This window comes from Mycobacterium sp. (genome assembly GCF_049683355.1).
In the GTDB taxonomy this organism is placed as follows: domain Bacteria; phylum Actinomycetota; class Actinomycetes; order Mycobacteriales; family Mycobacteriaceae; genus Mycobacterium.
The window spans coordinates 1-26,672 of the sequence record NZ_JBAUJB010000122.1 but is presented as its reverse complement, the minus strand read 5'-3'; the positions used below and the strand labels follow the sequence as shown (position 1 = coordinate 26,672).

At 66.2% G+C, this 26,672-nt stretch carries 24 protein-coding genes; 9 read left to right on the top strand and 15 right to left on the bottom strand.

What is annotated here, in order from left to right; all coding sequences use genetic code 11:
• Positions 1 to 2: 2 nt before the first annotated feature.
• Genes ribB through WA944_RS07745 form a run of 3 tightly spaced genes read left to right on the top strand, consistent with a single transcriptional unit; the run spans position 3 to position 3,256 of the window.
• Positions 3 to 1,175, top strand: coding sequence for a 3,4-dihydroxy-2-butanone-4-phosphate synthase (ribB, locus tag WA944_RS07755; protein WP_526374328.1), 1,173 nt, complete (start codon positions 3 to 5; stop codon positions 1,173 to 1,175).
• Positions 1,175 to 2,368, top strand: a complete 1,194-nt coding sequence (locus WA944_RS07750; protein WP_526374329.1) for an MFS transporter — start codon at positions 1,175 to 1,177, stop codon at positions 2,366 to 2,368. The genes ribB and WA944_RS07750 overlap by 1 nt, the downstream gene beginning before the upstream one ends.
• 48 nt (positions 2,369 to 2,416) lie before the next feature.
• On the top strand, positions 2,417 to 3,256 hold the full coding sequence (locus WA944_RS07745; protein ID WP_526374330.1) for a GntR family transcriptional regulator: 840 nt from the start codon (positions 2,417 to 2,419) through the stop codon (positions 3,254 to 3,256).
• Here WA944_RS07745 and WA944_RS07740 read toward each other — a convergent pair.
• The 5 genes from WA944_RS07740 to WA944_RS07720 all read right to left on the bottom strand — a co-directional run bounded on the left by WA944_RS07740 (position 3,191) and on the right by WA944_RS07720 (position 9,892).
• Positions 3,191 to 4,414 carry an MFS transporter gene (locus WA944_RS07740; RefSeq protein WP_526374331.1) on the bottom strand — a complete coding sequence of 408 codons (1,224 nt, stop codon included), beginning with the start codon at positions 4,412 to 4,414 and terminating at the stop codon, positions 3,191 to 3,193. The two genes, WA944_RS07745 and WA944_RS07740, sit on opposite strands and share 66 nt — an antisense overlap.
• Before the next feature lie 5 nt (positions 4,415 to 4,419).
• Complete coding sequence (locus WA944_RS07735; protein ID WP_526374332.1) at positions 4,420 to 5,415, bottom strand: ABC transporter permease; 996 nt, start codon at positions 5,413 to 5,415, stop codon at positions 4,420 to 4,422.
• Positions 5,415 to 6,293, bottom strand: a complete 879-nt coding sequence (locus tag WA944_RS07730) for an ABC transporter permease (protein WP_526374333.1) — start codon at positions 6,291 to 6,293, stop codon at positions 5,415 to 5,417. Before WA944_RS07730 ends, WA944_RS07735 begins: the two co-directional genes overlap by 1 nt.
• A 131-nt stretch (positions 6,294 to 6,424) precedes the next feature.
• The gene (locus WA944_RS07725; protein WP_526374334.1) at positions 6,425 to 7,741 is read right to left on the bottom strand and encodes an NtaA/DmoA family FMN-dependent monooxygenase; all 1,317 of its coding nucleotides are present in this window, start codon (positions 7,739 to 7,741) and stop codon (positions 6,425 to 6,427) included.
• 147 nt (positions 7,742 to 7,888) lie between these two features.
• The gene (locus WA944_RS07720) at positions 7,889 to 9,892 is read right to left on the bottom strand and encodes a dipeptide ABC transporter ATP-binding protein (RefSeq protein WP_526374335.1); all 2,004 of its coding nucleotides are present in this window, start codon (positions 9,890 to 9,892) and stop codon (positions 7,889 to 7,891) included.
• Between the two features lie 273 nt (positions 9,893 to 10,165).
• Here WA944_RS07720 and WA944_RS07715 point away from each other — a divergent pair, with 273 nt between their 5' ends.
• Both WA944_RS07715 and WA944_RS07710 read left to right on the top strand, forming a co-directional pair.
• On the top strand, positions 10,166 to 10,636 hold the full coding sequence (locus WA944_RS07715) for an NADPH-dependent FMN reductase (protein WP_526611024.1): 471 nt from the start codon (positions 10,166 to 10,168) through the stop codon (positions 10,634 to 10,636).
• Complete coding sequence (locus WA944_RS07710) at positions 10,636 to 11,133, top strand: flavin reductase family protein (RefSeq protein ID WP_526374342.1); 498 nt, start codon at positions 10,636 to 10,638, stop codon at positions 11,131 to 11,133. Before WA944_RS07715 ends, WA944_RS07710 begins: the two co-directional genes overlap by 1 nt.
• Positions 11,134 to 11,199: 66 nt before the next feature.
• On the opposite strand, the gene WA944_RS07705 is transcribed toward WA944_RS07710, so the two are convergent.
• From WA944_RS07705 to WA944_RS07685, 5 genes are all read right to left on the bottom strand, one after another.
• Complete coding sequence (locus WA944_RS07705) at positions 11,200 to 12,819, bottom strand: ABC transporter substrate-binding protein (RefSeq protein WP_526374337.1); 1,620 nt, start codon at positions 12,817 to 12,819, stop codon at positions 11,200 to 11,202.
• A 125-nt stretch (positions 12,820 to 12,944) separates the two neighbouring features.
• Positions 12,945 to 14,258, bottom strand: coding sequence for an NtaA/DmoA family FMN-dependent monooxygenase (locus WA944_RS07700; RefSeq protein WP_526374338.1), 1,314 nt, complete (start codon positions 14,256 to 14,258; stop codon positions 12,945 to 12,947).
• A gap of 105 nt (positions 14,259 to 14,363) precedes the next feature.
• Positions 14,364 to 15,056 carry a CPBP family intramembrane glutamic endopeptidase gene (locus tag WA944_RS07695; RefSeq protein ID WP_526374343.1) on the bottom strand — a complete coding sequence of 231 codons (693 nt, stop codon included), beginning with the start codon at positions 15,054 to 15,056 and terminating at the stop codon, positions 14,364 to 14,366.
• Between the two features lie 20 nt (positions 15,057 to 15,076).
• Entirely contained in the window at positions 15,077 to 16,225 is a 1,149-nt protein-coding gene (locus WA944_RS07690; protein ID WP_526611026.1) for an NAD(P)H-binding protein, read from the bottom strand.
• Positions 16,226 to 16,265: 40 nt separating this feature from the next.
• The gene (locus tag WA944_RS07685) at positions 16,266 to 16,793 is read right to left on the bottom strand and encodes a gamma carbonic anhydrase family protein (protein ID WP_526374266.1); all 528 of its coding nucleotides are present in this window, start codon (positions 16,791 to 16,793) and stop codon (positions 16,266 to 16,268) included.
• 64 nt (positions 16,794 to 16,857) lie between these two features.
• On the opposite strand from WA944_RS07685, the gene WA944_RS07680 reads away from it, so the two are divergent.
• From WA944_RS07680 to WA944_RS07670, 3 genes are read left to right on the top strand one after another with little or no spacing between them, the layout of a single operon-like run.
• Entirely contained in the window at positions 16,858 to 17,817 is a 960-nt protein-coding gene (locus tag WA944_RS07680) for an SDR family oxidoreductase (protein WP_526374267.1), read from the top strand.
• A 13-nt stretch (positions 17,818 to 17,830) separates the two neighbouring features.
• Entirely contained in the window at positions 17,831 to 18,520 is a 690-nt protein-coding gene (locus tag WA944_RS07675) for a TetR/AcrR family transcriptional regulator (RefSeq protein ID WP_526374268.1), read from the top strand.
• A gap of 14 nt (positions 18,521 to 18,534) precedes the next feature.
• Positions 18,535 to 19,278, top strand: a complete 744-nt coding sequence (locus WA944_RS07670; RefSeq protein WP_526611027.1) for a fasciclin domain-containing protein — start codon at positions 18,535 to 18,537, stop codon at positions 19,276 to 19,278.
• A 15-nt stretch (positions 19,279 to 19,293) separates the two neighbouring features.
• Here WA944_RS07670 and WA944_RS07665 read toward each other — a convergent pair whose 3' ends face one another.
• The 4 genes from WA944_RS07665 to WA944_RS07650 all read right to left on the bottom strand — a co-directional run bounded on the left by WA944_RS07665 (position 19,294) and on the right by WA944_RS07650 (position 23,843).
• Positions 19,294 to 20,448 carry an acyl-CoA dehydrogenase family protein gene (locus WA944_RS07665; RefSeq protein WP_526374270.1) on the bottom strand — a complete coding sequence of 385 codons (1,155 nt, stop codon included), beginning with the start codon at positions 20,446 to 20,448 and terminating at the stop codon, positions 19,294 to 19,296.
• Between the two features lie 31 nt (positions 20,449 to 20,479).
• The gene (locus WA944_RS07660) at positions 20,480 to 21,289 is read right to left on the bottom strand and encodes an enoyl-CoA hydratase/isomerase family protein (RefSeq protein ID WP_526374271.1); all 810 of its coding nucleotides are present in this window, start codon (positions 21,287 to 21,289) and stop codon (positions 20,480 to 20,482) included.
• The gene (locus WA944_RS07655) at positions 21,286 to 22,431 is read right to left on the bottom strand and encodes a thiolase family protein (protein ID WP_526374272.1); all 1,146 of its coding nucleotides are present in this window, start codon (positions 22,429 to 22,431) and stop codon (positions 21,286 to 21,288) included. Before WA944_RS07655 ends, WA944_RS07660 begins: the two co-directional genes overlap by 4 nt.
• 95 nt (positions 22,432 to 22,526) lie before the next feature.
• Entirely contained in the window at positions 22,527 to 23,843 is a 1,317-nt protein-coding gene (locus WA944_RS07650) for an acetyl-CoA hydrolase/transferase family protein (protein ID WP_526374273.1), read from the bottom strand.
• 169 nt (positions 23,844 to 24,012) lie between these two features.
• Between WA944_RS07650 and WA944_RS07645 the strand changes: the two genes are divergently transcribed.
• Positions 24,013 to 24,804, top strand: a complete 792-nt coding sequence (locus WA944_RS07645; protein WP_526611030.1) for a FadR/GntR family transcriptional regulator — start codon at positions 24,013 to 24,015, stop codon at positions 24,802 to 24,804.
• On the opposite strand, the gene WA944_RS07640 is transcribed toward WA944_RS07645, so the two are convergent.
• Positions 24,801 to 26,546, bottom strand: a complete 1,746-nt coding sequence (locus WA944_RS07640) for a DUF3556 domain-containing protein (protein ID WP_526646677.1) — start codon at positions 26,544 to 26,546, stop codon at positions 24,801 to 24,803. The two genes, WA944_RS07645 and WA944_RS07640, sit on opposite strands and share 4 nt — an antisense overlap.
• Positions 26,547 to 26,672: the final 126 nt, after the last annotated feature.

The following is a 26,672-nucleotide window of genomic DNA, read 5'->3' as shown; positions in this document are numbered from 1 at the left end:
GGATGTCGCTGATCGGTTTCCCCCGGCGAGCCGCACGGGACACATCGGCCACCGCGGCCGAGTCGGTGCGCACCGCCGTGGACGCAGTGCGCGCCGGCCGGATGGTGATCGTGGTCGACACCGAGAACCCCTCCGATGACGGCGATCTCATGCTGGCAGCCACCCACTCAACCGCGGCGAAGGTCGCATTCATGGTGCGCCACACCGGTGGCATCTTGTGCGTCCCGATGCCGGGCCATGATCTGGACAGGCTCCGCCTACCACCGATGGCGGTGGTCAATGAGGATCCACGGGACATCGGATATTCGGTTTCGGTCAATGCCAGGACCGGAATCGCCAGCGGCATCTCCGCGGCCGATCGGGCCCGAACTATCTCACTGCTCGCAGATCCCGACACCACACCCGACGACCTCACTCGGCCCGGCCATGTGTTCCCGCTACGCGCAGTCGAAGGCGGTGTACTGCGTCGGGCCGGGCATACTGAGGCCGCCGTCGATCTGGCTCGGCTGGCCGGGCTGCCGCCTGCCGCGGTGATCGGTGAAGTGCTCGACGACGACGGAACCGTCGCACGTGGCGCACGCCTACGCGCCTTCGCCGCCAGGCACGCACTGCCGATCGTGACGGTGTCCGAGCTGATCGCCTACCGACGCCGTAGCGAACGGCTGGTCGAACGCAAGGCGTCCAGCCGGCTTCCCACCGATCAGGGCGTGTTCACCGCCTCGGGTTTCCAATCCGTGCTCGACGGTCAAGAGCACATGGCGTTGGTGATGGGCGACAGCCCCGTTCAGGGCAACACGCCGACCCTGGTCCGAGTCCATTCAGAATGCCTGACAGGCAATGTCTTTCAATCGGCAGGGTGCGAATGTGACCAGAAGCTGGAACACGCCATGCACCTCATCGCCGCAGAGGGTCGAGGGGTGCTGGTCTATCTCCGAGGGCACGAGGGGCGCCACTCCTACCGCCTGCGCACTTCAGAGAATGGCTGCGCTGACACACGGGACTACGGCGTCGGCGCCCAGATCCTCGCTGACCTGGGAGTCGGACGGATACGACTGCTCACCAACAATCCGGCCAAACGAATCGGTTTGCAGGCTTACGGTCTCGAGATCGTAGACACGGTGCCCATACCTATCAGGATGGCGGACCGGACCGGCGAGTCGTCGATGTCGGGCTGATGCGGTCGCAGTCGCGGTGGTTCCTGCCGTTGATGGCAGCCACCGGGGTGACGATGAGTCTGACTGCGCCGCTGGAAGTGCTTTTCGCCCGGGAGATCTCGCCGAGCAGCGTGTACATCGGAGCCTTCATGCTCAGCGCAGCCGTCGGGGTGATCGCGGTCGACGTCTTCGGGACCCGGTTCATCCCCGGACTCGACGCCCGCACCGCTCTGATAGCCGGACTGGCGTTGTTCGGCCTGGCTTGTATCGGCATGGGCTTGGCGCCCAATGGCATTCTGATGATGGGCTCGCGGATTCTGCAAGGCCTCGGCGGCGGCATGGTGCTCGGCGCTGGACTGCAGGCCGCCGTGCGCATTGTTCGCCCCGGCGCCACGCTACCTTCCCTCACCAGTGCACCCCCCGATGATCTCGCCCGGTCCCTCGGTAGGTTCAACGCGGCCTTTCTGTTCGGCGGCGCCCTCGGCGCGCCGGGCGGCCTGTTGGTCGCGGGGATCATCGAGGGGCAGATCGGATATCAGATCGCGTTGGTGGCCACCGGCACATTGGCACTGACCGTCGCCGGCACGCTGGCGATGGCTCTGCCGAGCATGACGACCGCCTCGGGAATGCCGCCACCTCGGATCGGATTGCCGCGATTCGCCAGGACACCGGGCAGCAGACCCGCGATCGTGCTGGCGATGAGCGGCGAATTCCTTCGCGCCGGTGTGCTGTTCACCGCGCTTCCGCTTGCCGGCGCCGCCAGGGGCTATTCGACGCTGATGATCACCGCTGCGATCGCGCTGATGTGCGGCACCGAAATCATCGTTCTTGCGAATGCCTACCGGATCATCGCGCGCTTCGGTGTGTTCAGCCTCTTGATCACGGCATTTGCGCTGGGGGTGACGTGCGCGGCGCTGATCGCGGCCGTTCCGAGTCCCATGGCGTATCTGCTGGTTTCCGCAGTCTTCGGCGTCAGCCTGGCCGGGGCAACAGCAGGCCTGCCGGTTGTGATCGTCGCCCAGGTAGGCGAGTCGTCGGCCGGGCTCGCGAAGTTCCGGGTCTCGGCCGGCATCGGACAGTTGGCCGGGATGGTCGGCTGCGCCGTCCTGGGGGCGCAGGTCGGGATCGCGACGCTCTTCGTACTGATCGCTTTCGTCCTGCTGGCGAGCACACAACTCGCCCGGATCGTGGCGCACCGAATGGCTGCACCGTAACTCGGGCGAATCACGTACGCAGATGCTCGTTAACAATCGACTGTTCCAATGAATGCGTTGGAACGGGGGCTGGGCAAACCCTTCGAGAAGGAGCGCATCACCGTGTTGGCACGTGAACCGTCCCGCGTCGTGGGCTGCGAGAAGCGGCTGCGCCAAGCCGCGCAGCCTCCCCCTGAGGTACTCTACCAACGACAGCGGCAAAGCCCTGACAGACTGAACAATTCGGCGCGGCGCACCTATGATCTCCTGCGATCCACCTTGGTGAACACCGGCAGGAACCTGCCGCTGGTCGAAGGTGAACTCACCGATGCGCTGTCGGCCAGCCGCAACACGGTTCGAGCCGTCCTGCAGCAACTTGCCCGGGAAGGTCTCGTCACCCGCGGACCCAAGAACGGCACGCAAGCCACCGGTTCACTGTTGATGCCGATCGACGAACTCAGCCCCCTCCAGGCGCGCACCCTCGAGCGCCGAGCACTGGGCTGCCCACCGATGATGCGCGACCGGTTGCGGCTTCCGGACGGTTGGACGGTATTGATGATCGAGAGTCTGATCTTGGAAGAGGGTCGTCCACTAGGCCTTTCGGTGAACTACTTCGCCGTGGCGGCAGAGCAGTCAACGGACTTCGACATCGAGGAACCCGATGTGATCCTGATCCTCGAACGCCAATTGGGGGTACGCATCGGCGGCAGTCACACCACGGTGGCGGCGATAGCCGCCGACGATCAAACCGCGGAGCTCGTCGGTATCGCAGCGGGCGCACCACTGATCTGGCTCGAGGACCTCATCGAGGACGACCACGGTCAGCCGCGGGCGCTTTCTCAGCTACGGTTGCGTGGAGACCGTATTGCCTTCTCCGCCAATGCGTACCGCTCCGCCTGCCGCCCGTAACACTGGTAGGTTCCACAACAATGTGATGGTGAGTGCGGTCAGACCGATCAACGCGGAGACCAGCATCGCGGGGCGCGTGCCGAGCAGACCGGATGCAATGCCCAGCACGATCATCCCCGCGGGCAGCGCGACACCGATCGTCGTGGTGAGCAACCCCAGCGCCGCCGCGCGTTCGTGCGGCGCGACACTGTCGACCGGCAGAGTGGCCTGTGTCGACCCGAACAGAGCCTGGCCGATCCCGGCCACGCCCAAAGCGACCAGCACCAGCGACAGCACCGGAGTGTAGGCCACCACGCCCAAACAGCACAGGCACAACGCAACTCCGAACACGTAGGCGCCCCAGGGTCGCCGCGCCGGCCTGACGATCAGCGTAGCGGCAACCAGCAGCTGGACGACGCCTGCCGTCGCACCGATCACTCCCGCCATCGCCGCCCCGGCATCAAGGTATGCGGCGATCACCGGCACCAAGGGCAGAAACGCGAAGTAGCAGAGATTGCAGATCACCGTGACCAGCAGAATCACTACCAACGCTCTGGATCGTCGCAGCAGCCGCCAGTCCGCCCCGCCCCCGACGACGCTGGCGCCGACAGCCGTGACCTCGGACGACTGCAGGTGCTGCGACCCTCGCGTAGCGCTCCATACCAATGGCAGCGAGACGGCCAGCATCGCTGCCGGGATGGCGAACGCCACGCCGAGCCCGAAAGCTTGGATGGTCAGCCCGCCCAGTAAGGGGCCCAACATCATCGCGCTGGCGGTTCCGGTGATCTCGACATTGAGGACTCGGGTCGAGCGCAGTGGGCCTGCCATCGTGAAGAGTAAGCCTCGCTGCACGGCCATGTTGACCATTCCTCCTACGCCATAAGCGAATTGGAATGGATAGATCATCCACATCTGTGCCGCGTCGATGACTACGAACGTTGCCATCACCACAGAGATCGGGAGCAGCGCGAGTTCGGTGTAGAAGACCAGCCGGTGAGGGGCGATGTTGACCCGCGATGCGACGTAGCTGCCTGCCACCATCGGCGCGAACAGGAAGACACCGACGAGCTGGTTGGCGATCGGCGGTCCGCCCAAGTCGGTGACCAGGTATGTCCCCAGGAACAGCCCCATCCAACGGGTGAGATGCCACAGCCACGAACTGATCAACAGTGCCGGCAACCCGCTCAGAGGGCCACCCGGGGATCGGCAATCGACTGCGCGAGGTCGACGACGATGTTGGTGACCACGTACAGCACGCCCACCACCAGAGTCACTCCGGCGATGGCGTTGAAATCGGCTTTGTCGATGGCTCGTGCGATGTACAACCCGATACCCGGACGGGCGAAGATCAGCTCGACCAGGATGCAATTGCCCACCATGACCGCCAGCTGCAGACCCACCAGCGCCAACACCGGCCCCAACGAATTGCGCAGGGTGTGTCGGACCAGGATCCGCTTCTCGCCCAGACCGATCGATCGGGCTGTACGTGTGTGGTCCGCACGCAGGTTCGCCTCGAGGCTGCTGCGAAGCACGCGTCCGATCGCAGCGGCTGGTATCAATGCCAGGCAGAAGGCGGGAAGAACCAGGTGATGGAAGCCGTCGAGAAGTACCTCGGGTCGTCCAGCCAACACGCTGTCGATGAGCAGGGACTGGGTGGGACCGGTTGGTGCGTCGACAAACGACGTCAGGCCGGTGATCGGGAGGATGTTCAGGAAGCGGTAGAAAACCACCATGCCAAGCAGACAGGTCAGAAACACCGGCACCGACGCGCCCGACACCATGACCACCCGTAGCACCCCGGACCCGCGCCAACCCTGCGCCGTTGCGAGGCCGAGCAGGAATCCGACCGCCACCGCGAAAACCAGCGATACGAACAGCAACTCCAACGTGACGGGCAGGTAGGTCTCGATATCGGTGGCAACCGGGGTGCGAGACACGCTCGACTGCCCGAGATCTCCAGTGGCCGCCCTGGTGAGGTAATGCCAGAACTGCAGGGGCAGTGGTTGATCGAGCCCAAGCTCGGCCCGCGCCGCCTCGTATACTTCGGGCGGGGCCTTGGCGCCGACCAGTGCCGAAACCGGGTCGACCGGCGCCACCTTCTGCAAACTGAATACCGCCAGCACGAGGGCGAAGACGACGGGAATCGCGCCGAGCAGTCGGCGGGGCAGGACAGTGAGCATCAGCGGTCCCGGATGCGATCACGGATCGCGTCGCCGGAGAAGTTGGCGACGATCGCGATCACCGCCACGCCGATGGCAGGCATCACCGGAATCCACCAGGCACTGAAAACGTAGCTCAGCCCCTGCGCACTCATCGAGCCGAGTTCGGGTGCCGGCTGTGGTGCTCCCAGACCGAGGAACGACAGACTCGACAGCATCAACACCAGAGCCGCGACATCCAGGCTTGCGGCGACGATGGTGACCGGTACGGCTCCGGGCAGCAGGTGTCGGTACATCAGTCGCCACCAGCTCACACCGCCCACCCGTGCCGCCTCCATGTGCGGAGAGGATCGCAGCTTTCGAACCTCGGACCGGACGATTCGGGTGTAGAGCGGCCACCACACGATGGCTACGCCGATCAAGGTGTTGGTGTAGGACCGACCGAGAGCGGCGACCACCGCCAAGGCCAGGATGGGTCCGGGCAGCGCCAAGAAGGCATCGGTGATTCTCATGAGCAACGTATCGAACCAGCCACCTACGGCGCCGGCGATCAGCCCCACCAACCCGCCGACCAGGGCCCCGATCGCGACGACCGCCAGCGCACCGAACCAGGTGGCCTGCATGCCGACCAGCACCCGACTCAGCACGTCACGCCCTACGGTGTCGGTGCCCAGCAGATTGGCCGCGTTCGGCGCTGCCATCGCCTCACCCGCAGGCACCAGTGGGTCATAGGGCGCGATCTGACGAGCGAATACCGCAATGAAGAAGATGACCGCCAACGCACCGAACGCCACGTAGTTCGGCATCGATGTGCCTTGGAAATACTGGCGAACCGCCAGCCCGGTTCGGCTTCGGTACTGCAACAGTCCCGGTGGTGCGTAGTACTCCGCGACCGCCATTGATGCCTCCTGTTGTCGCTGTGTCGGTCCCGGCACCTGCGCCGTATCTCGACCATCAGTGCATTCGAGTCCTGTTTCATCAGGGGTGTGATTGCGTTGCAGGCGAATTGCGCCGCCGCAACCGGGGCCTGTCAGAACTCTCGCAGTGTCTCCCGTAGCGTCGAACCCGTGTACTCGGTTCTGGTCAGGCCGAGGCGTTGCAACTCGGGCACCAGTCCGTCGGTGATCGACGCGATGTAGTTGCGATTGAGGTCCCAGCCCGGCTTCATGATGAGGAAGCCGTCGCCACCGATCTCCTCCATGGCCTCGCCCATCTGGCGGGCAACCTGCTCCGGCGTGCCGACGAACTCGATGCCGGTGGTGGCCCAGTCGATAGTCAGCTGCCGCAACGTCTTCGGGCCCGGGCTACCGTCACCGCGCATGAAGTGCTCGAGCGAACCCCGCTCTCCGTTGGTGGTGAGATCAGCCGGCAGCGGCTCGTCCCAGTCGAACTGGCTGAAATCGATCTCCGTGTTCGACGCGATACTCACGAGTTGCTTTTCGATGTAGCTGTCGGTCGACACAAGACGGTCGACTTCCGCGCGGGCCTCTGCCTCCGTCGGTGCCACCACCGGTGACACACAGAACATCAACTTGATGTCATCAGGCTTCCGGCCCGCCGCTTTGGCACGTGCCCTGATGTCGTTACGGTACTCGCGCATTCCCTCGACTCCGGTGCCGACGGCGACGATCGCGTCAGCGGCGCGGGAGGCAAAGGCCCGGCCCCGCGGGGATGCGCCCGCCTGCAGGATCGTGGGGCGGTGCTGGGGGGAGGGCACGGTGTTGAGCGGTCCCCTGGACTTGAAGTACTTTCCCACGAAGTCGATGGTGCGCACCTTGTTGAAATCGGCGTAGGTGTGGGTCTCACGGTCCATCACCACCGCGTCGTCGTCCCAGGAATCCCACAGTTGGGTCACCACATCGAAGTACTCGTCGGCAACGCTGTACCGCTCATCATGCTCGGGCAGGGCGTCCAGACCGAAGTTCTGTGCGGCCCGATCCTCAGCGGAGGACACGATGTTCCAGCCGAAGCGGCCCTCGGAGAGCGAATCCACGGTGGAGGCCAGGCGGGCCAGCAGGTACGGCGGGTAGAAGGATGTGGACATGGTGGCGACCACACCCAGATTCGACGTGTGCGCGGCAATGGTGACGGCCAATGGAACCGGATCGTGTTTCGGCGCGAAGACCGAATTCTTCAACGCACCCTCCATCGATCTGCCGTACGCGTCGGCCACCATCACGGTGTCCTCGATCATGATGAAGTCGAAGCAGGCACGTTCCATGCTGCGCGCCATGTCGACATAGAACTGCCCGTTGGGCCAGCGCGCCACATCCGGCGATGCCCGCGGGGTATCCCATTCCGGTGGGATGAAGTTCATGAACCAACCAAGGTGAAACTTCTTTGTCATTGCATCCTCCGTTTTCCGTACAACGCCGCAGTGATAGATCGTCGTGGTGATAGATCGTCGTGGTGATAGATCGTCGTGGCGATATCAGTAGAAGACGTCCTTGTTTCTTCTGAATTCACCTTTGTGGCAACAACATTGCGCCACCGATCAGCTGGAGGCGCGCTGTTCGGGCCTGGTGGTCCGAAGCAGGCATGACGCCATGTGCCGACTGGTCCCGTCGATCGAGATCAGCGTCGGTACCTCGCTGTCGCACCGGTCGACCCGCTCCGGACAACGCGGATGAAACGCGCACCCCGATGGAATCGCCAGCGCGCTGGCCGGCTCGCCGGGTAACCGAACCGGGTCAGCACCCGGTCGCGGCACCGACGCCAGCAGTGCCTTGGTGTAGGGATGTTGCGGATTGCCGATCAGTTCCTCGGTCGGCGCGAGCTCGACGATCTGACCGAGGTACATGACCGCGATCCGGTCGGAGATGAACCGGGCAGCCGCCAGGTCGTGGGTGACGAAGACCGTCGCCATACCGAGTTCTCGGCGCAGCTGCTGGAGCAGGTTCAGCACCGAGGCAGCCAACGAGGCATCGAGTGCCGACGTGGGCTCGTCGCACAGCAGCAGCCTCGGGGGCCGGATGATGGCACGTGCCAGTGCTACCCGTTGACGCTGGCCACCCGACAGGCTCGAGGACTTGACACTGGCGACATCCGGCGGCAAGCCAACTTGCCGTAGCGCCAGGTTCACCCGCTCGCGCCGCTCGGAGCGGGTCGTCTCCTTCAACAACCGCTCACCGACGATCTCCCCGACCGTCATCCACGGCGTCAATGACGCACCCGCATCCTGGAACACCACCTGTGGTCGCAGCCCCAGGTAGTCGACTGTGCCGCTCTCCGGTTTCATCAGCCCGGCGACGACCCGCAGCAGGGTGGACTTCCCCGATCCGGATTCGCCGACGACGGCGATGGACTCGCCCGGGTGCACGTCCAGAATGACGTTTCGCAGGGCGTGTAGGGAGTCCTTTCTGAAGAGGCCGCGCCGCACCGGGAATCGCTTCTCGATGCCGTTGACCTGCAAAGCTGGCCTGCTCTCGTCGAGTTTCACCATCGGCGGGAACTCCACTGTCTCCAGGCGTTGCTGCGAGATGGTGCTGGCGCCTTCGACGATGCAGGCCGCCACACCGCGATGCGTAGCAGCAGGTGTGGGTTCAGGGACGGTCTGCGAGCATGCCTCGGTCGCCGCCGGACAGCGCGGCGTGAATGCGCATCCGTCGGGGTGTGCATGCGGATCGGGTGGTTGGCCGGGCAAGGTCTGGATCGCACGGCCCAGCGGCAGTGACAGATCCAGGCGGGACTGCAACAGTCCCGATGTATAAGGGTGCGCCGGCGCTCGCAGCACCTCGTCCATGGTGCCCACCTCGGCCAATCGGCCGCCGTACATCACCGCCACCCGGTCGGCGATCTGGGAGGCCACCCCGATGTCGTGGGTGACGACGATGAAGGACGTCCCCAGCTCGTCACACAGGTCACGCAACAGCCCCAGCACCTGCGCCTGCACGGTGACATCGAGTGCGGTGGTGGGTTCGTCCGCGATGACGAGGTCCGGCTTTCCGGCCACGGCCATTGCGATCATCACTCGTTGGCGCAGTCCGCCGGACAGTTCGTGGGGGAACGCCTTCATCCGCCGGACCGGGTCGGGCACACCGACGAGGTCGAGAAGGCGCCTGGCCTCGTCCTCGTCCCCCGCCGCTTCAATGACCTGCCTGCCCACCCGCATCGTCGGGTCCAAGGAAGTCATCGGGTCCTGGAACACCGCGCCCAGGTGAGATCTACGAACGCGTCGCCGCTCATGGTCGTCGGCGGCCACCATGTCGATCCCGCAGACCTCGGCACTGCCACTGATCTCAGGTGCGGACTCCCCACCGAGCAGGCCGAGCAGCGCCAGCCCCATCACACTCTTTCCCGACCCGGACTCTCCCACCAGCGCCATCACCTCGCCGGGTGGGACGTCGAGACTCACCCCCCGCAGCGCATTCAACGGAACCCCGCGGCGCTGGAAGGTGACGCGCAGATCCTGCACCCGGGCGCGCGGCGGGACTGCCTCGGGAGAGGCGCCGGCGGTGGACCCGAAGCCTACGGCGGTGTCGTTCGTAGAGATACTCATCGCTGACGTGCCCTCGATTGCGGTGGGATGTTCTGGGTCAGGTGGGCTACACACAGGACCGCTGCCGCCGCTGGCAGGCGTCCGAATACTCACGCAACCGCCAGCAAAACCGCCCTGCATGACGGAACGACGTCGTATCGATGTCCAACGGATTGCGCCGCAGGAACTGCGAGCGGGGGCGGGATGGACGTGCACGGCGCAATACAGGGTTTACCCCCAGACCAGACCGTCGAAATCTGCCCACCGTTGACTGCAATCGTGACAGTCATAGTCGTGGGCAATCCCAAACCGATGTCGCGGACACGCGCCGCAGCAGAGCTACTCGTCCAGAAGCTGACCGGCACGGCGCCCGAGCACGTGATCGATGTCGTCGATCTCGGCACCGGCCTACTCGGTTGGGGTGACCCGAAAGTCGCCGAGGCTAAAGCGATCGTGAAGTCCGCCGGTTCCCTGGTGGTCGCCTCCCCCACCTTCAAGGCCACCTACACCGGGCTGCTCAAGCTGTTCCTGGACCAGTTCGGGACGGGCGAACTGGGCCAGATCACGACCTTCCCGCTCATGCTCGGGGGCTCGCATACCCATGCGCTGGCACCCGAATTGACCCTGCGTCCGGTGCTCGTCGAGATCGGGGCCAGCTGTCCAGCACCCAGCCTGTACCTACTGGACTCCGAGTACGAGTCATCGGACGATCTCGACCGCTGGGTCGAGATCGCCCGCCGATTCGTGCCGGCGGTGTCATCATGATCAGCGCCGCGGACGGGCTGTTCGATCAAGCGTTGCTGCGCCAGGCTTTCGGCTGCTTTCCGAGCGGGGTCACGGCATTCTGCGGCCTGCTCGACGGGGTCGCGGAGGGCATGGCGGCGAGCTCCTTCACCTCGGTGTCATTGGATCCGCCGCTGGTTTCCGTCTGCGTCGCAAAGACCTCGACCACGTGGCCGAAACTGGCGACACTCGATCGTCTCGGCCTTTCGGTGTTGGCAGGTGAACACGCTGGCATCGCCAAGTCACTGTCGGCGAAGACCGGAGACCGGTTCAGTGGGATCGACTGGGAGGCCACCGACGGTGGTGCCGTCTTCGTCCACGGCTCCACTCTCTGGCTCGAGTGCGCACCGTTCAAATGTGTCGATGCCGGCGACCACGAAATCGTGGTGTTGCAGATCCTCTCCCTGGCGATGTACCCCGATATCACGCCGATGGTGTTCCACGCGAGTAGCTTTCGCACACTCTCACCCACCTGCTGAACAGCCAGACAGATCAGGGGGCGAGCCGATGGCTCGCCCCCTGATCGGCATCTGCGGGCGCCCCGCTCAGGCCCGCTTCAGCGCCGGCGGCCAGAGGATCTGCGGGAAGAATGAGTTGCTCTCGATTCCGCTGACATGGTTGTGGGCGATGGTGGAATTCGGCGGCAGGCACAGCGGGATGAAGACGGCATCTTCCAGCACGATCTCGCTGCACTGCTGGTACAGGGCATTCATTTGATCAGCGGTCGGTTGACGGACCGCCTGGTCCATCAGCTCGTCGAGTTCGGTATTCGAATACTGGTAGAAATTCAACGGTTTGGCGCCGGTCCTCAACAGGATCCGAAAGGTGGTGTCGAGATGAAGCGTGTCACCGCCGAGGAACGTCACCATCATGTCGGGTCGATTCTCCGGTGGCTGATTCGCCAGGTCGAACATCTCGGCGACCGGCAATGTACGCACCGTGACGTTGAGACCGAGGCCGGCGAGTTGGCTCTGCACCAACTCGGCCATCTGCTGGCGCGGTGCGCCACCGTCCGCTGCCCAGGCCAGGTCAATCGTCGATCCCGACAATCCAGCAGCCAGCGCCGCCAGCGGTGCAGTGTCGATCTCCACCGGGAACGGAGCCATCGCCGGGGGCAGAGAGGCTTCGGGCCACATCGTTTCCTGGGCTGTCGCCAACCCGCCCCATGCAGTGCCGACGATGGCCTGGCGGTCCAGTGCAGTAAGCATCGCGCGTCGCAGTTCGACGTCGGCGAAGACGCCCGAGTTCGGGTTCAACCAGATCGCCTCGCCGACTCCGCCGATCGCATTGACCACTGAGAACTGCGGATTCTGTTGATAAGAGAGGACATCGGGGATCGGGAAACCCTTGGTGACCATATCGAAGGCGCCGGAATCGAGCTGCAGCTTCTGGGTCGCGATGCTGGGAGTGATCTCGATGCGGATAGCGTCGAAGGCAGGCTTGCCACGCCAGTAATCGGGAAACGCGGTCAGGGCGTAGTGGCTGCCGGGGACGAACTCCGAGATCGTGTACGGACCGCAACCCGCGTCGTTGGTCTTGAGCCATTCCTGTGCCAGATCATCGCCCACGGCGTTGGCGGCGACCGCGGACGGGCTCACTGCAAACGGTTGCCACGGACAGGCCAGGTAGTGCATGAATGCATTGTTGGGCTCAGCCAGCGTGACGACGAACGTCGTCGGGTCGGGTGCATCTGTGCTGACCACGCCGGCCACCATGTACGCAGGGCCCTGGTTGATCTCCGCCCTGCGCTCGAAGCTCTTCGCCCACGCCTGGGCGTCGGCCAGCGTGCCGTCGTGAAACTTCACACCGGGCTGCAGCGTGAAGGTGTAGGTCCGTTGATCATCCGAGATCGTCCAGGATTCGGCCAGCCCACCGATGATTTCCGGTGACCCGGGCTTGTAACGCACCAACCCCTCGTAAGCGAACTCCATCACCTGAGCGCCTTCGCCCTCGTACATGATGTCGGGGTCGGGAACCTGCATGTCGGCGAGGAAGGGAAGCCGCAATGTGAGCGTGCCGCCGCTGGCCCCGCCGCCACCGGCACCGCCGCAGGCAGCCACGAGCGACGCCAGGCTCAGGCCGCCGATGGTGATCCCGCTCGCCTTGAGGAAGGTGCGTCGATCCCAGCTTGCGGGAGTGTTGTTGGGCTGTGCAGTGCCGACCATGAATGCCTCCTGGGTGGGCCAACTCTTGACGTCAGAGCGCGACAGCCGCTGGCGCGCTCGAATGATTGAATACCGGCCGCGTGACACCATTGCGTCGCCTCAGTGCCTCTCGCATTACGCCGGGTCTAGAACTCCAGTAGGTTCTCCCGGAATGTGCTGTGGTTGTATCCATCCCGGATCAGGCCCCGCCTACGCAGTGCAGGCGCGAGGCCGTCGGCGATCTCGGCGATATTGCGCCGGGTCACCGTCGGCGACAGCAGGAACCCATCACCGCCGACCTCTTCCATGGCCTCCCCCATCTTCGCCGCCACCGTGTCAGGTGAGCCCACGAACGCCAGACCGGCTTGGGTGTCGACGGTGGCGATGGCCTCACGCAGCGTCTTACCGCGGGCACCTTCGATGAAGGTTCGCAACGTGCTCGTCTCGCCGTTGCCCCAGACGTCGGGCACCTCTTCGTCGAGATCGAAAGTGGAGAAGTCGAATTCGCCACCAGAGGTGTAGCTCAGTCCCCAGAGCGCCTTTTCGATCGCGTGGTCGCTCCACCGCGCGGCCTTCATATCCTCTTCGCGGGCCTGCGCGACGCGGTCGCTGTCACCGAGGACCGGGTCGATCAGGAAGAGGATCTTCAGCGTGGCGGGATCTCGGCCGTACTCCGTCATCCGGCGGTGCATGTCCTGGCGGAACGCCTTCATCTGATCGATGCTGGTGCCGTGGGCGAGCATCGACTCCGCGTATTTCGCGGCGAGATCCCGCCCCGCCGGCGAAGCACCCGCCTGCACGATCACCGGACGTCGTTGCGGGCCGGGAATGGTGTTCAGCGGGCCCCGGGTGCGGAAATGCTTGCCCTCGAAGTCGACCGTGTGCACCTTCGTATGGTCGGCATACCGGGGGGTCTCCTGGTCCACCAGGACCGCACCGTCGTCCCACGAATCCCAGAGTGCACCAACTGCTTCCATCCACTCCTTGGCCATCCCGTAGCGGTCGGCGTGCAGCATCAGCTCGTCGTAGCCGTACTGCTGGGCAGCACGCGCGGAACTGCCGGTGACCACATTGAGGCCCACCCTGCCGTCCGTGAGGTGGTCGAGGGTGGTCATCGTCCGGGCTGCCATGTACGGGTGGTAGAAGCTGGTCGACAGCGTGACGGCAATGCCGATGTGTTCGGTGCGTTGCGTCAGAAGCGGAATCAGCGGTACCGGATCGCACTTCGGGGCGAGCATGCCGTACTTGAGCGTGGTCTCCATCGACCGGCCGTAGGCGTCTTCGACCATGCTGGTGTCCTCGACCAGCAGGTAGTCGAACCGGGCCCGTTCCAGCGAGGCGGCCAGGTCGACGAACAGATCACCTTTCATCCAGTCGTGTCCGGTGCTGCCCGCCCACGGGTCCATGGCCCAGGTCTGCACGCTGAAACCGCTGCCCAAGAACCAGCCCAGATGAAACATTAGCACCTCCTAAAGGTGCTTCAATCTGGCGCGTTGTTGTTTCCGGACGGCGCAGTACAGGCTTCGGCCGCATTACGCCGACGGCGTCACCGGGTGATCGCCGTGCTAGACGCCGAACATCGGCGGCAGCGCGAGCACCATCACCAGACCCCAGAAGAAGTGGGTCAGCATCGGCGCGAGCACTCCGCCGGTCGCCCGGCGCTCGAACGCACAGACCGTGCCGAGGATGATGGCGGCGAAGCCGAGCATGGGGTTGCCCGTGGTCGCGGCAGTGGCGATCACGTACAGCACGGTCGACACGATGACGGGGTGGTACTTCGCGAGCGCGGTGTACACGGCGCCGCGGAAGAACATCTCCTCGGCCAGCCCGTTGACGACGGTGATGAAGACGATGAGCACCAATGGGCCGGCCGTGGAGTATTCCAGCACTCGGGTGATGTACTCTCGCACGCCGGGGATCTGGCGGGCGACTAGCCCGCCGACCACGAAGGCGGCGCCGAGGGCCAACCCGACGAGGGTGCCGGTGATGACCGGGCGCTGGTTGCGTCCCCGGAAGCACACGTGCCCGAGGTGCAGCGGGCCGGAAGCGAATGCCCCGACCGCCCAGACCCCGGCCAGCGCGAGCGTGAGCCAGATGAACGAATCGTCACCGGGGGGCCGGCTCAGCGAGTAGCCGAGCAACGCGGCGCCGATCAGCAGGACGACCGACACGACGATCTTGCGCCGGCGGATCACCGACGGCCACTCGTTGTACGGCGCCGCCCGGTTGCGCGCGATCCGGATGAACTCGCCCGGCAAGCCGGTGCGGGTCGGTGATGTCACGCGGGACTCCCCTTCGGCACCAGGCCGATCACGGTGTCCAGCCCGGCGCGAGCCGCACCCGCCACCGGACCGGGCACGAGCCCGAGCAGGCCCAGTACCGGCCGCACCACCGACGGCGTCACCGCGCTGGCGATCTGCCGTAGCCGCCGGCTGTCGCCCCCGGCCCACTGGGGATCGGTGTCGGCGAGGTGATGGACGTCGGCGAGCGCGTTCACCGGACGCCGGTGCGGGCTCGCGACGGCCCGGCGCATCGCGTCCTCCACACCGAGCAGCCCGCCGGGTGGCTCCGCGACGTGGTCGGCTATACCGAGCTTCGAGGCCATCATCGGGTGATCCAGCGATTCGATGAGGTCCCCGGCGAGGCCACCGGGCACCGGCAGCACCGCGCCACTGACCCGCGACACCAGGCAGGTCTCCACGCCGTACACCGCCACCGGCGCGCGCCAGATGCCCGCCACCCGCGCGTAGGTCTGCAGCAGGTCTCCGTAGGTGGTGGTCTCAGGACCTGCGATGTCGTACGCACCGGCAGGCACGGCGTCGACGTCGGCCGCTGCAACCAGGTAGTGCAGCACGTCGCGGATCGAGATCGGGTCGATCGGGTTGGCCGACCAGTCGGGCATCGGCAACAGCAGGAACCTGTCGGCGACATACCGCAGCATCTCGAACGACGTCGAACCCGCGCCGAAGATCATGGCTGCGCCCAGCCACACCACGTCGGGCCCACCGTCGACGGTCAGCGCCTCTGCGACCTCGGCTCGACTCGTCAGGTGCTCGGACAGCGACTCGTCGTCGGGTACGAAGCCACCGAGATAGACGATGCGCCGCACCCCCGCCTCCTTGGCCGCGGCCGCGACGTTGGCGGCGGCGCGATTGTCGGCTTCGCGGAATCCGGGCTCCCCGATGCCGTGAACCAGGTAGTAGACAACATCGATCTTTCCGGCATCGGCGAAGGCCTGACGCGCCGAATCCCGGTCGTGAGCATCCAGCTCCACCGTCGAGACGTCGTCGCGCCAACCGAAATCGGCGAACCGCCCGGGGTGGCGACTCGCGGTGACCACGTCATGGCCGTCGGCGAGCAACGCGGTGACAAGGCGCGAGCCGATGTATCCGGTCGCACCGGTGACGAGTGTCCGCACGGGTTTCACGGTACGGCTGTACCCGGAGCCCTCCCGTCCGGAACCCGTTTCAGGCGTTGCCTGCATCACGGTGCAGCTTGACCAGCTCCTGATACAGCTGCGCGTTCGTCCGGATGTTGGCGACTTCGTCGTCGCTGAGCTCACGGCGCACCTTGCCCGGAACCCCGGCCACCATCGACCGCGGCGGGATCACCGCACCCTGGGGCACCACCGCGCCGGCCGCGACCAGCGATCCGGCCCCGATGCTGGCGCCGTTGAGCACCACCGCCCCCATGCCGATCAGCGAGTCGTCCTCGACGGTGCAGCCGTGCAACACCGCGTTGTGCCCGACGCTGACGCCCGCGCCGATACGGGCGGGAAAGCCGGGGTCCACGTGAATCGTCACACCGTCCTGGATGTTGGTGCCCGCACCGATCTCGATGGGTTCGGCCTCGGCCCGCAGGATGGCCCCGTACCAGGCGCTCGACCCGGCCGCCATGGTGACGCGGCCGATCAGGGTGGCGTTCGGCGCCACCCAGCTCTGTGGGTGGAGTTGGGGCGCGTGCCCGGCAATGGGCAGGATCAGCGGCTCGACCATGGCCGCCATCGTAGGACCGAGGCCGGGTGAGGAACGACCGCACGCAACGTGCGATCCTCACGTCGTGACAACACCATCCGCACCGTCGGCGTCCGAGGTGGCCCAGGGCGCTGACCTGACCGGCAAGACCTGTGTGATCACCGGCACGTCCTCCGGGCTGGGACGTGAGTCGGCCAGGGCACTGGCCGCCACCGGAGCCCACGTGATCCTCGCGGCCCGCGATCAGGCGAGCGTCGATGAGACGACGTCGTGGGTGCTCGACCACGTGCCCGGCGCGCAACTGTCGACAATCCACCTCGATCTGGCCTCGCTGGCCAGCGTCGCGTCCGCGGCCGCCGAGATCCAGTACCTCACCCCCGCGGTGCACGTGTTGATGAACAACGCCGGAGTGATGTTCACCCCCTTCAGCCGCACCGTGGAGGGATTCGAAACACATTTCGGCACAAACCATCTGGGCCACTTCGAACTGACCAGGGCGCTGCTGCCGACGCTGGTCGCCGCCGACGGCGCCCGGGTGGTCAACCTGTCGTCCGAGGCGCACCGGATGGGTGACGTCGACCTCGAGGATCCCAACTGGGAACACCGCGAGTACGACAAGTTCGTCGCCTACGGCGCGTCCAAAACCGCGAACGTGCTGCATGCCGTCGAGCTCGACCGGAGGCTGCGCGACAACGGGGTGCGGGCCTTTGCCGTGCACCCGGGGATCGTGGCGACCCAACTGGCCCGCCACATGGCCAAGGAGGACTTCGCCCGCCTGGGCGCGGTGCCGTCGGTGGAAGCCAACCCCGACGCACGGCGCGTCGACGTCACCCGTGATTTCACGACGCCCGAATACGGTGCGGCGACCCAGGTATGGGCAGCGGTCAGTGACGAGCTGGACGGACAGGGCGGGGCGTATCTGTCCGACTGCCGGATCAGCGCCGCGGCGTCCTACGCAGTCGACGAATCCCGTGCGCTGGCGCTGTGGGACCTCTCGGAGCAACTCTGCGCACCCGGAGCGGCCGCACTAGGCTCGAGCGTGTGAACTGGACCGGTGGATGAGCGGCGCCGCCGAACCGGCGCGCGAATCCTCCGCGAAGGTCATCTACCTGCGGTCCTACGGAGAGCGGGACCGCGACGACCACGACGTGGTCGGGCGCGTGCTGGATGCGACGGTCGAGATGCTGCGCACGGCCGCATTCGTCGACCTGACCACCCGCAACCTCGCGGAACACGCGTGCGTGCCCCACGCCGAGTTGGGGGTGTACTTCAGGTCCAAGGCCGCCATCGTCGCCGAGGTGTACCTGGGCCTGCTGCGTGAGGCACCGCTGAGCGTCGACGTCGACCAGCCGGCGCGGGAGCGGGTGATCGCCCTGTTCCATCAGCTGGTGATGCTGGTCGCCGACGAGCCGGAACTGGCCGCCGCCTGTTCGAGCGCAATGATCTCCAATGAGCCCTCGGTGCGGGCCGTCCGCCGGCGGATCCATGCCGAGCTGCACCGGCGGGTCCGCGCGGTGTTGCGCTCGGACGCCTGGCCGGAGGTCGCCGAGACCCTCGAGTTCAGCTTGTTGGGGCGATGGTGCAGGCCAGTTCGGGATCGTCGACGTTTCCCGAGGCCGCTGACGAGCTGGCCGGCGTGGTGGCTGCGCTGCTGCCCGAGGATTCCTGAGCTCGTCGCACTCCCCCGGCGCCGTCCCGACTTGGCCGTGACCAATTTGTGCACATACCATGCCAGGCGACCTGAATAGCTGAGGAGCAGAACGTGAAGACCCACACCAGCAAGGCCATCGGCGTAGCTGTGAGTGCCGCCGCTATCGTCCTGTCGGTTCCGCTGGCAGTCAACGCCTACGCCGAGCCCACCACGACCCCGGTCGCCGAGATCCCCGATCCGCAGGGACCCGAGTGCGGGCCCTTCAAGGAAGCTGTGCCCAACTGGAAGGGCCTGGCCAACCTGCCGGTCAGCACCGCGCTGGCCAGCATCCCCGACGTCAGCACCTTCAGCCAGGCGATCTCCGGACAGGTGAACCCTGCCGTCAACGTCGCCTCGGTGTTCGACAACGGTCCCTACGTGCTGTTCGCACCCACCAATGAGGCGTTCGCGGCGCTGCCGCCCGAGCAGTTGGAGATGCTGCGCATCGATCCGGCGGCGCTGACCCGGCTGGTGTACTACCACGCGTTCCTCGGCCTGCTGGGCCCCGACGACGTGAAGGGCCAACGCCCGACCCAGGAGGGCACCGAGATCGAGGTGACCGGCTCGGGTGGTGACGTCGAGGTCAACGAGACCACCAAGGTGCTCTGCGGCGGCATCACGGCGCAGAACGCCCGGATCTACATCGTCGACGCCGTGCTCGATCCGGCGCTGGCCCCGGCGCCGATCACTCCGTCGACGACGAGCTCGACGGAGACCACCACGACCGAGACGACCGAGACGTCGGCTCCGACACCGACCGAGTCGCTGCCCGCGGAGTCGCCGGTGTCCCCGGCCGCCGAAGCACCCATCAGCTGACCGCCTTCGGGCGCGTCAGAGGCCCAGGTCGCGGCCGATGATCTCTTTCATGATCTCGGTGGTGCCACCGAAGATGGTCTGGATGCGGGAGTCCACGTAGTCACGGGCGACCCGGTACTCCATCATGTAGCCGTAGCCGCCGTGCAGCTGCACACAGTTGTCGATCACCTTCTTGGCGGTCTCGGTGGCCCACCACTTGGCCTTGGCGGCCTCGACCGCGGTCAGCTCACCGTCGACGACGCCCTGCAGGCACCGGTCGATGTACTGCTCGGTGACGTCGAGTTCGGTGTCCATCTCGGCCAGCAGGAACCGGTTGTGCTGGAAGCTGCCGATCGATTGCCCGAAGGCCTTGCGGTCCTTGGCGTACTGCACTGTCTGCCGCCAGGTTTCGCGGGCGCCTGCGATCGCCGAGATGGCGATCGAGAGCCGCTCCGACGGCAGGTTGGTCATCAGGTGGTAGAAGCCGCGGCCCTCTTTGCCCAGCACATTGGCCGCAGGCACCCGGACGTTCTCGAAGTGCAACTCGGAGGTGTCCTGGGCGTGCAGGCCCATCTTGTCGAGCTTGCGACCGCGGCTGAATCCCTCCATGTCGCGCTCGACGACCAGCAGCGAGAAGCCCTTGTGCCCGGCCTCGGGATCGGTACGAGCGACCACGACGACGAGATCGGAGTTGATCCCCGACGAGATGAACGTCTTGGACCCGTTGAGGATCCAGTCTGCGTCCTCTCCTGAACCGTCGCGCACCGCCGTGGTGCGGATGCCCGCCAGGTCACTGCCGGCACCTGGTTCGGTCATCGCGATCGCGATGATGGTTTCACCGCTGACGATGCCGGGCAGCCAACGCTTCTTCTGCTCCTCGTTGGACAGATCCTTGAAATACGGTGCGACGACGTCGTTGTGCAGACTCAGGGCGGGCCCGGCGACGCCGGCCTTGGCCATCTCCTCGTCGATGACGGCGTTGAACCGGAAATCGTCGGTGCCGCCGCCGCCGTACTCCTCGGGCATGTTGAACCCGATCAGCCCGTGCTTGCCGGCGGCCACGTAGGCGGACCGGTCGACGAGACGATCGGCCTCCCACTTCTCGGCGTTCGGAACCAGTTCGCTCTCGATGTACCCGCGCACGGTGTCGCGGAACGCCTCGTGCTCGGCGCCGTAGATCAGTCGTTTCATTCCGATTTCCCAACTCGTTGGCTCACTTGACTTACATCGCCTTCCATACAGGCGGTCTTTTCTGCGCGAACGCCAGAGGGCCTTCCCTGGCATCTTCCGTCGCGAACACGGTGGCCACCTCACGCATGGTTCGCGACCATCCGGGCTCGTCGGCGGCCACGACACCGTCGTCGGCGCCGACGGCCACCCGCTTGCTGGCCTGGACGGCCAGCGGCGCGTTGACGGTGATGCGCTGGGCCAGTGCCAGCGCGGCGTCCAGCTCCGTCCCGTCGGGAACCACGTCGTTGATCAGGCCCCACTTGAGCGCCTCGGCGGAGGTGATCGGCTCGCCGGTGAACATCAGCTCCAGGGCGACCTTGCGCGGCAGTTGGTCGACGATGCGGAAGACACCGCCGGCGGCGGCGATCAGACCGCGCTTCACCTCGGGCAGACCGAATTTGGCGCTCTCGCCGGCGACGACGAGGTCGCTGGCGAGTGCGAGTTCGGTGCCACCGCCGAGCGCGGTGCCGTTGACCGCCGCGATCGTGGGCTTGTCGATGAAATGGCGGACGTAGCCGGCGAACCCCCACTTGGGACGGTCGGGGTGACCGATGTTCTCACCCTTGGACAGCGCCTTGAGGTCCGCACCCGCACAGAAGGACTTGTCTCCCGCGCCGGTGATGACGACCGCCCAGACGTCCGGGTCCCGCTGCGCCTCGTCCATCGCGTCGCCGACCGCAACGCTCACCGCGCTGTTGATGGCGTTGCGCGCCTCGGGCCGGTTGATCGTGATGACCATGACGTTGTCCCGGCGCTCGACGAGAGCACCTGGGGCATCGGCTACCCGAGATTCAGAAGTCACAGCAGTTCCAGGATGGTGGCGTTGGCCTGACCGCCACCCTCGCACATCGTCTGCAGACCGTACTGGATTCCCTTGTCGCGCATGTGGTACAGCATTGTCGTCATGATCCGGGCACCGGACCCACCCAGCGGGTGGCCGAGCGCGATGGCGCCGCCGTTGGGGTTGACCTTCTTCTCGTCGGCGCCGATGTCCTTCAGCCACGCCAGCGGGACGGGCGCGAACGCCTCGTTGACCTCGAACACCCCGATCTCGTCCAGCGAGAGGCCGGAACGTTCGAGCGCCTTCTGCGTGGCCGGGATCGGTGCGGTCAGCATGATGACCGGGTCGGCGCCCGCGAGCACCGCGGTGTGCACCTTGGCAAGCGGCTTGAGCCCCAACGCCTTCGCTTTCTCCGCGGACATGAACAGCAGCGCCGCCGAACCGTCGGAGATCTGCGAGCTGTTGCCCGCGTGGATCACCCCGTCCTCCTTGAAGGCCGGCTTGATCTTGCCGATCGACTCCATCGTGCCGCCGCGGCGGATCCCCTCGTCCTTGAGCACCGGGTTGCCGTCCTGGTCCTTGATCGCCACGATCTGATCGTCGAAGGCTCCGGAATCCTGTGCAGCGGCCGCCTTCTCGTGCGACCCGAGCGAGAACTGGTCGAGATCGGTGCGGCTCAGGCCCCACTGGTCGGCGATCATCTCGGCGCCGATTCCCTGGTTGGGCGTCTGGCTGTAGCGGCCGCGGAACGCCTCCGGGTAGGGATGTCCACCGTTGGCCAGCGACGACCCCATCGGGACGCGCGACATGGATTCGACACCACCCGCGACGACGACGTCGTAGTGGCCGGCGACCACACCGGCCGCGGCGAAGTGCACCGACTGCTGGCTGGATCCGCACTGGCGGTCCACTGTCACACCGGGCACCGACTCGGGCCATCCCGCCGACAGCACCGCGGTGCGGGCGATATCGAGGGCCTGCTCCCCCGCCTGCATGACGCAACCCCAGATGACGTCGTCGACGATCGCGGGATCCACGCCGGCGCGTTCGACCAGACCGTTGAGGACCTGCGCGGACAGCTCACCCGGATGCACCCCCGACAGGCCGCCGTTGCGCTTGCCGACCGGTGACCGCACTGCCTCGACGATGACGGCTTCCGCCATGGGGATCTCCTTCGTGGATTGGTGATACTTCTGTCGAACGTAAACGAACAAGGTTTACTAGGTCAACCTACTGGTTGGTAGGCAGGAGCCGGGCCTCACACGACCGGTGAATATCCCTTCGCGGCACGTTCGGCCGCCTGTAACAGTTCGTCCCGGAACCGCGGGTGTGCGATCGCCGCCAGTGCGCGACCACGCTCCCGGACCGTGAGGCCTTCCAACTCGGCGGCCCCGTACTCGGTGACGATCACGTCGACGTGGTGGCGGGGCGTGGTGATGACGGCGCCGGGCCCGAACCACGGCACGATGCGCGAGTGCAGGCTGCCGTCCTTCTTGAACGTCGAGGGCAGACAGATCAGCGAGCGGTCCGACAGCTCGAGGCCGGCACCCGCCACGAAGTCCTCGGCCCCGCCGACACCGCTGAACTGGTTGCCGTCGATGGTGTCCGCGACGACCTGGCCACCGATGTCGATCGCGAGCGCCCCGTTGATCGAGACCATGTGGTGGTTGTGGGCGATGACCTCCGGCGAGTTGACGACCTCGACCGGCAGGAACGCGACGTCGGCATTGCCGTCCAGCCACGCGTACAGCTCCGACGAGCCGAACGCGAACGTCGTCACGCTGATCCCGTCGTACTGACCTTTGGCAATATTGCTGATCTTGCCGGCGCGATGCAGCTGCATGCAGCCGTCGGTGAACATCTCGCTGTGCAAGCCGTAGTCGCCGCCGTCGCCCTCGGCCAACAGCGTCGCGATGTGGCTGGGAATCGAGCCGATCCCGGTCTGCAACGTGGACCCGGGCCGGATGAAGTCGACGCTGTGTCGGGCGATGGCCATGTCGGCGTCGGTCGGCGGCGGCGCGGGCAGCGCGAGCGGTGCCTCCGTCGAATGCACGAGTACGTCGATCTCGTCGACATGCACGGCATGGCGTTGACGCTCGCCGAGGCCGAACGTGCGCGGATACTCCGGTGACACCTCGACGACGAGGAGCCGCTCGGGATCGGCCGCCGCGCGGTGCAGTTCGTCGATGGTGCCCCCGGCATGCAGCGACAGCGAGCACCAGCCGTCGGCGTCGGGCGGCGTGGCGACGGATGTCATCACGCGGGGGGCCTGGCGCTGCAACAGCGGCCCGAATCGCCGAAAGTCCGCCGGCGCGAACTCGATGTTGGCGCCGCCGTCGCGCAGCGCCCGTTCCAGAGGCCCGAAGAAGCCGGACAGGTAGTGCACTCCGGCGCGTCCGAACAGGTCGGTGCCGACTGCGAGCAGGGCGCCGTAGACCCGAAGGTCGGTCCAGTCCTCCCGGTCGCCGAGCGCCCGCAGGAACGCCGGGGGCTGGCCGGGACCGAGCGGGATGCCCAGTGTGTCGGCGCTGGCGAGCAGCGCGGCGGCCTCCTCGGCGGTCAGTTCCTCGGGCATGCCGCTACCCTGCCATGCGAGCCGCGGGCATCACCGGAGCTTCGGGATACAACAACAGTGACAGCGGTGATCTGCAGGCTCATCGATCGGTCCGGCACCGGCAGGGGCACATGGTTTACTGAGTTGCATAGCTCGCCGATTCGTTGGTGACCAGTGGTTGGGAGACGTCGTGACGCGTAGCACCAGGCTGGCGCCGATGATCGGGCCGGACGCCACCGGTGCCGGCTCGGCGGTCCGGTCGCCGAAGACAGCCGAACTCGTCGCCGGCACCCTGCGCCGCATGGTGGTCGACGGCACGCTCACCGACGGCGACTTCCTCCCCAACGAGGCGGAGCTGATGGCGCACTTCGGCGTGAGCAGGCCGACGCTGCGCGAGGCGGTGCGCGTGCTGGAGTCCGAGCGCCTCGTCGAGGTGCGGCGCGGCTCCCGCACCGGGGCGCGGGTGCGGGTGCCCGGACCGGAGATCGTGGCCCGGCCCGCCGGGCTGCTGCTGGAGTTGTCCGGAGCGACGATCGCCGACCTGCTGACCGCGAAGTCCGGCATCGAGCCGATGGCCGCCCGGCTGCTCGCGCAGGCCGGCCCCACCGACGCGTTCGACGAACTGGACCAGATGCTGGAGGCGCTGATCGCCGACGGCTGGCAATCCGGCCGGCTGGCCGAGACCACCGGGGCATTTCACCTGCGGGTGGTGCAGCTGTCCGGCAATGCCACGCTGAGCATCGTCGCCGGGATGCTGCACGAGATCACGGTCCGGCACACGGCGTTCGTGTTCAAGGAGCGCCGCCCGGTCTCGAAGGCCGACTACGACAAGCTGGTGCGGTCCTACCGCAAGCTCATGCAGTACCTGCGGGCCGGCGATGCCGAAGGCGCGGAGGCGCATTGGCGCAGGCACCTGGACACGTCGCGGGAGCTGTTGCTGGCCGGCCTGGAAAGTGTGCCGATCCGCGACGTGATGGGCTAACCGGGAGCGTCCGCACCGTCTTTGCGCCAGGTGACGGTGACCGGCACGGTGTCGTCCCACGGCTGTCTGGTGACCATGTCGGCGACCTGCACGAAGCCACGTTCGAACTCACCGGTGGCCGCGTCCACGAGCCGGTACTCCTGGCGCTGCCGGTGGATCGGCTGGGCGTCGAGCAACATCACCCTGACCTCGCCGGGCTCGAAGCGACACCGCTTCTGCAGCGCGGCGATCAACTGCTCGTTGTGCATGTGCCCGTCGCCGAAGTTCCAGCCGATGGCGGTGCTGCAGATCCGCTCACCGTCAGTCAGCACGTAGTCGGATTCATCACGCCCGGCCATGACGCGATGCGCCAACGTGAACATCGCGCGGCCATGGGTGTTGAACGCGCGGAACGCATACCCCATGTACTGGTACATCTCCGCGGTTTCCTTGCTGCCGTAGAACTTCTCCATCTGTGCGGCAGGCATGGCGGCGATCGCGACGATGCCGTTCTCGATCTTGGCTGCGGCCGACGGCTTGATGCACCACAGCGAGGTGTCCCAGTTGCCCGCGTAGTACCGCATGCCGGGCAGGAAGGAGACCTTCCGGGGGAACAGGTTCCCCAACGCGACGGTGCCGGCGACGACCGCGAACAGCACGATCGGCCACGGGCTCTGCAAGTCGCCTAGCCCGACCGAGGCCTGCCCCACGAACAGCGCGAGCACGCTGAACATCATGAACACGTTCCACTCCAACGGCACCCCCATCGGGATCGCCGACAGGATGCCGAAGTGGAAACAGATCATCACGAACGCCGCGACGGCCGTCACCCAGCCGCCGTGGCTGAAGAACAGCACCAACGGGATCAGCATCTCGATCGCGGTGCTGAGGTGGGCGAGCCACCGCGAAGCCTTTCCCGGCCGGAGATCGTCAGGGAAATGCTCGAAGAACCTGCGCTTGATCCAGCGGGGGCGGATCACCGGGTTGTTGCTCATCATCGTCGAGATGACGAACGGAAAATGCTTGTTGAGCTTGGAGGTCGCCGCACCGATCCAGATGACCAGGCAGACCAGCTTCGCGGCGATGACGATGTCGGCCCCGCTGAACAGAAAGCACACCGCCAGCGCGCCGTACACCTCCCCGCGGGCGGCCAGGAAGATCACCTTGTCGCGCAGGCCTGCCACGGCGAGCAGGCCGAGGATCGTCGCGGTCTGCCACACCGGCAGCACCCCGACTTCGCTACCGAGCTCCGGGATGGGCCCGGCGCCGTCAGAGAAGAGAGCGACCACCAGCATCACCAGCAGCGCGGCGTAGAGCAGCACGTCCACCGGCGTCCTGGAGTCACCGCTGGTCAGCGGAACCCGGGCCGGCCATGGTGGCAGCCGGATGGTCTCGGGACGCAACCAGTACAGGATGGAGCCCATCGGCGGGAAGAAACGGTTGTTGAGGGGCCCGAACCCGCAGCCCAATCCGACGACCTCGAACAGCATCGTGAAGAACACGACCTTCTGGTAGACGATCGGCTCGGCATACCAGGAGCCGACGTCGGTGAAGCCGTCGATCCCGGCGGTGCTCAGCACGATCAGCCACGCGACGAGGACATACAGCGCGATCTTGACGACGTAGAACAGGTGCATCACGACTGGCGTGCCGAACCCCACCTCGGCCCAGTGGCGGGCCATCGGGACGATCCGCTCTGCGCGGGTTCCCTTGCTCCACTGCGCATAGTCGACCACGGGCGCGTCCTGCTTGAGAAAACCCATTGGTAGTCAGCTTCCTATCCCTTTTGGTGACGCCTTGTAGGCGTGAAAATGGGGTCGGGTCGCCTGCCGACGCCGTCGCTTCCTTGGGCTGTGGAGCCCGTTAGTCAGCTTGGTGCCGGGGCCCGA

What these genes read in the sequence shown, in the direction of transcription:
- ribB (WP_526374328.1), top strand. Translation starts at nt 3, where the DNA reads ATGTCGCTGATCGGTTTCCCCCGGCGAGCCGCACGGGACACATCGGCC.
- WA944_RS07750 (WP_526374329.1), top strand. Translation starts at nt 1,175, where the DNA reads ATGCGGTCGCAGTCGCGGTGGTTCCTGCCGTTGATGGCAGCCACCGGG.
- WA944_RS07745 (WP_526374330.1), top strand. Translation starts at nt 2,417, where the DNA reads ATGAATGCGTTGGAACGGGGGCTGGGCAAACCCTTCGAGAAGGAGCGC.
- WA944_RS07735 (WP_526374332.1), bottom strand. Translation starts at nt 5,415, where the DNA reads ATGCTCACTGTCCTGCCCCGCCGACTGCTCGGCGCGATTCCCGTCGTC.
- WA944_RS07730 (WP_526374333.1), bottom strand. Translation starts at nt 6,293, where the DNA reads ATGGCGGTCGCGGAGTACTACGCACCACCGGGACTGTTGCAGTACCGA.
- WA944_RS07725 (WP_526374334.1), bottom strand. Translation starts at nt 7,741, where the DNA reads ATGACAAAGAAGTTTCACCTTGGTTGGTTCATGAACTTCATCCCACCG.
- WA944_RS07720 (WP_526374335.1), bottom strand. Translation starts at nt 9,892, where the DNA reads ATGAGTATCTCTACGAACGACACCGCCGTAGGCTTCGGGTCCACCGCC.
- WA944_RS07705 (WP_526374337.1), bottom strand. Translation starts at nt 12,819, where the DNA reads ATGGTCGGCACTGCACAGCCCAACAACACTCCCGCAAGCTGGGATCGA.
- WA944_RS07700 (WP_526374338.1), bottom strand. Translation starts at nt 14,258, where the DNA reads ATGTTTCATCTGGGCTGGTTCTTGGGCAGCGGTTTCAGCGTGCAGACC.
- WA944_RS07685 (WP_526374266.1), bottom strand. Translation starts at nt 16,793, where the DNA reads ATGGTCGAGCCGCTGATCCTGCCCATTGCCGGGCACGCGCCCCAACTC.
- WA944_RS07675 (WP_526374268.1), top strand. Translation starts at nt 17,831, where the DNA reads ATGAGCGGCGCCGCCGAACCGGCGCGCGAATCCTCCGCGAAGGTCATC.
- WA944_RS07665 (WP_526374270.1), bottom strand. Translation starts at nt 20,448, where the DNA reads ATGAAACGACTGATCTACGGCGCCGAGCACGAGGCGTTCCGCGACACC.
- WA944_RS07655 (WP_526374272.1), bottom strand. Translation starts at nt 22,431, where the DNA reads ATGGCGGAAGCCGTCATCGTCGAGGCAGTGCGGTCACCGGTCGGCAAG.
- WA944_RS07650 (WP_526374273.1), bottom strand. Translation starts at nt 23,843, where the DNA reads ATGCCCGAGGAACTGACCGCCGAGGAGGCCGCCGCGCTGCTCGCCAGC.
- WA944_RS07640 (WP_526646677.1), bottom strand. Translation starts at nt 26,546, where the DNA reads ATGGGTTTTCTCAAGCAGGACGCGCCCGTGGTCGACTATGCGCAGTGG.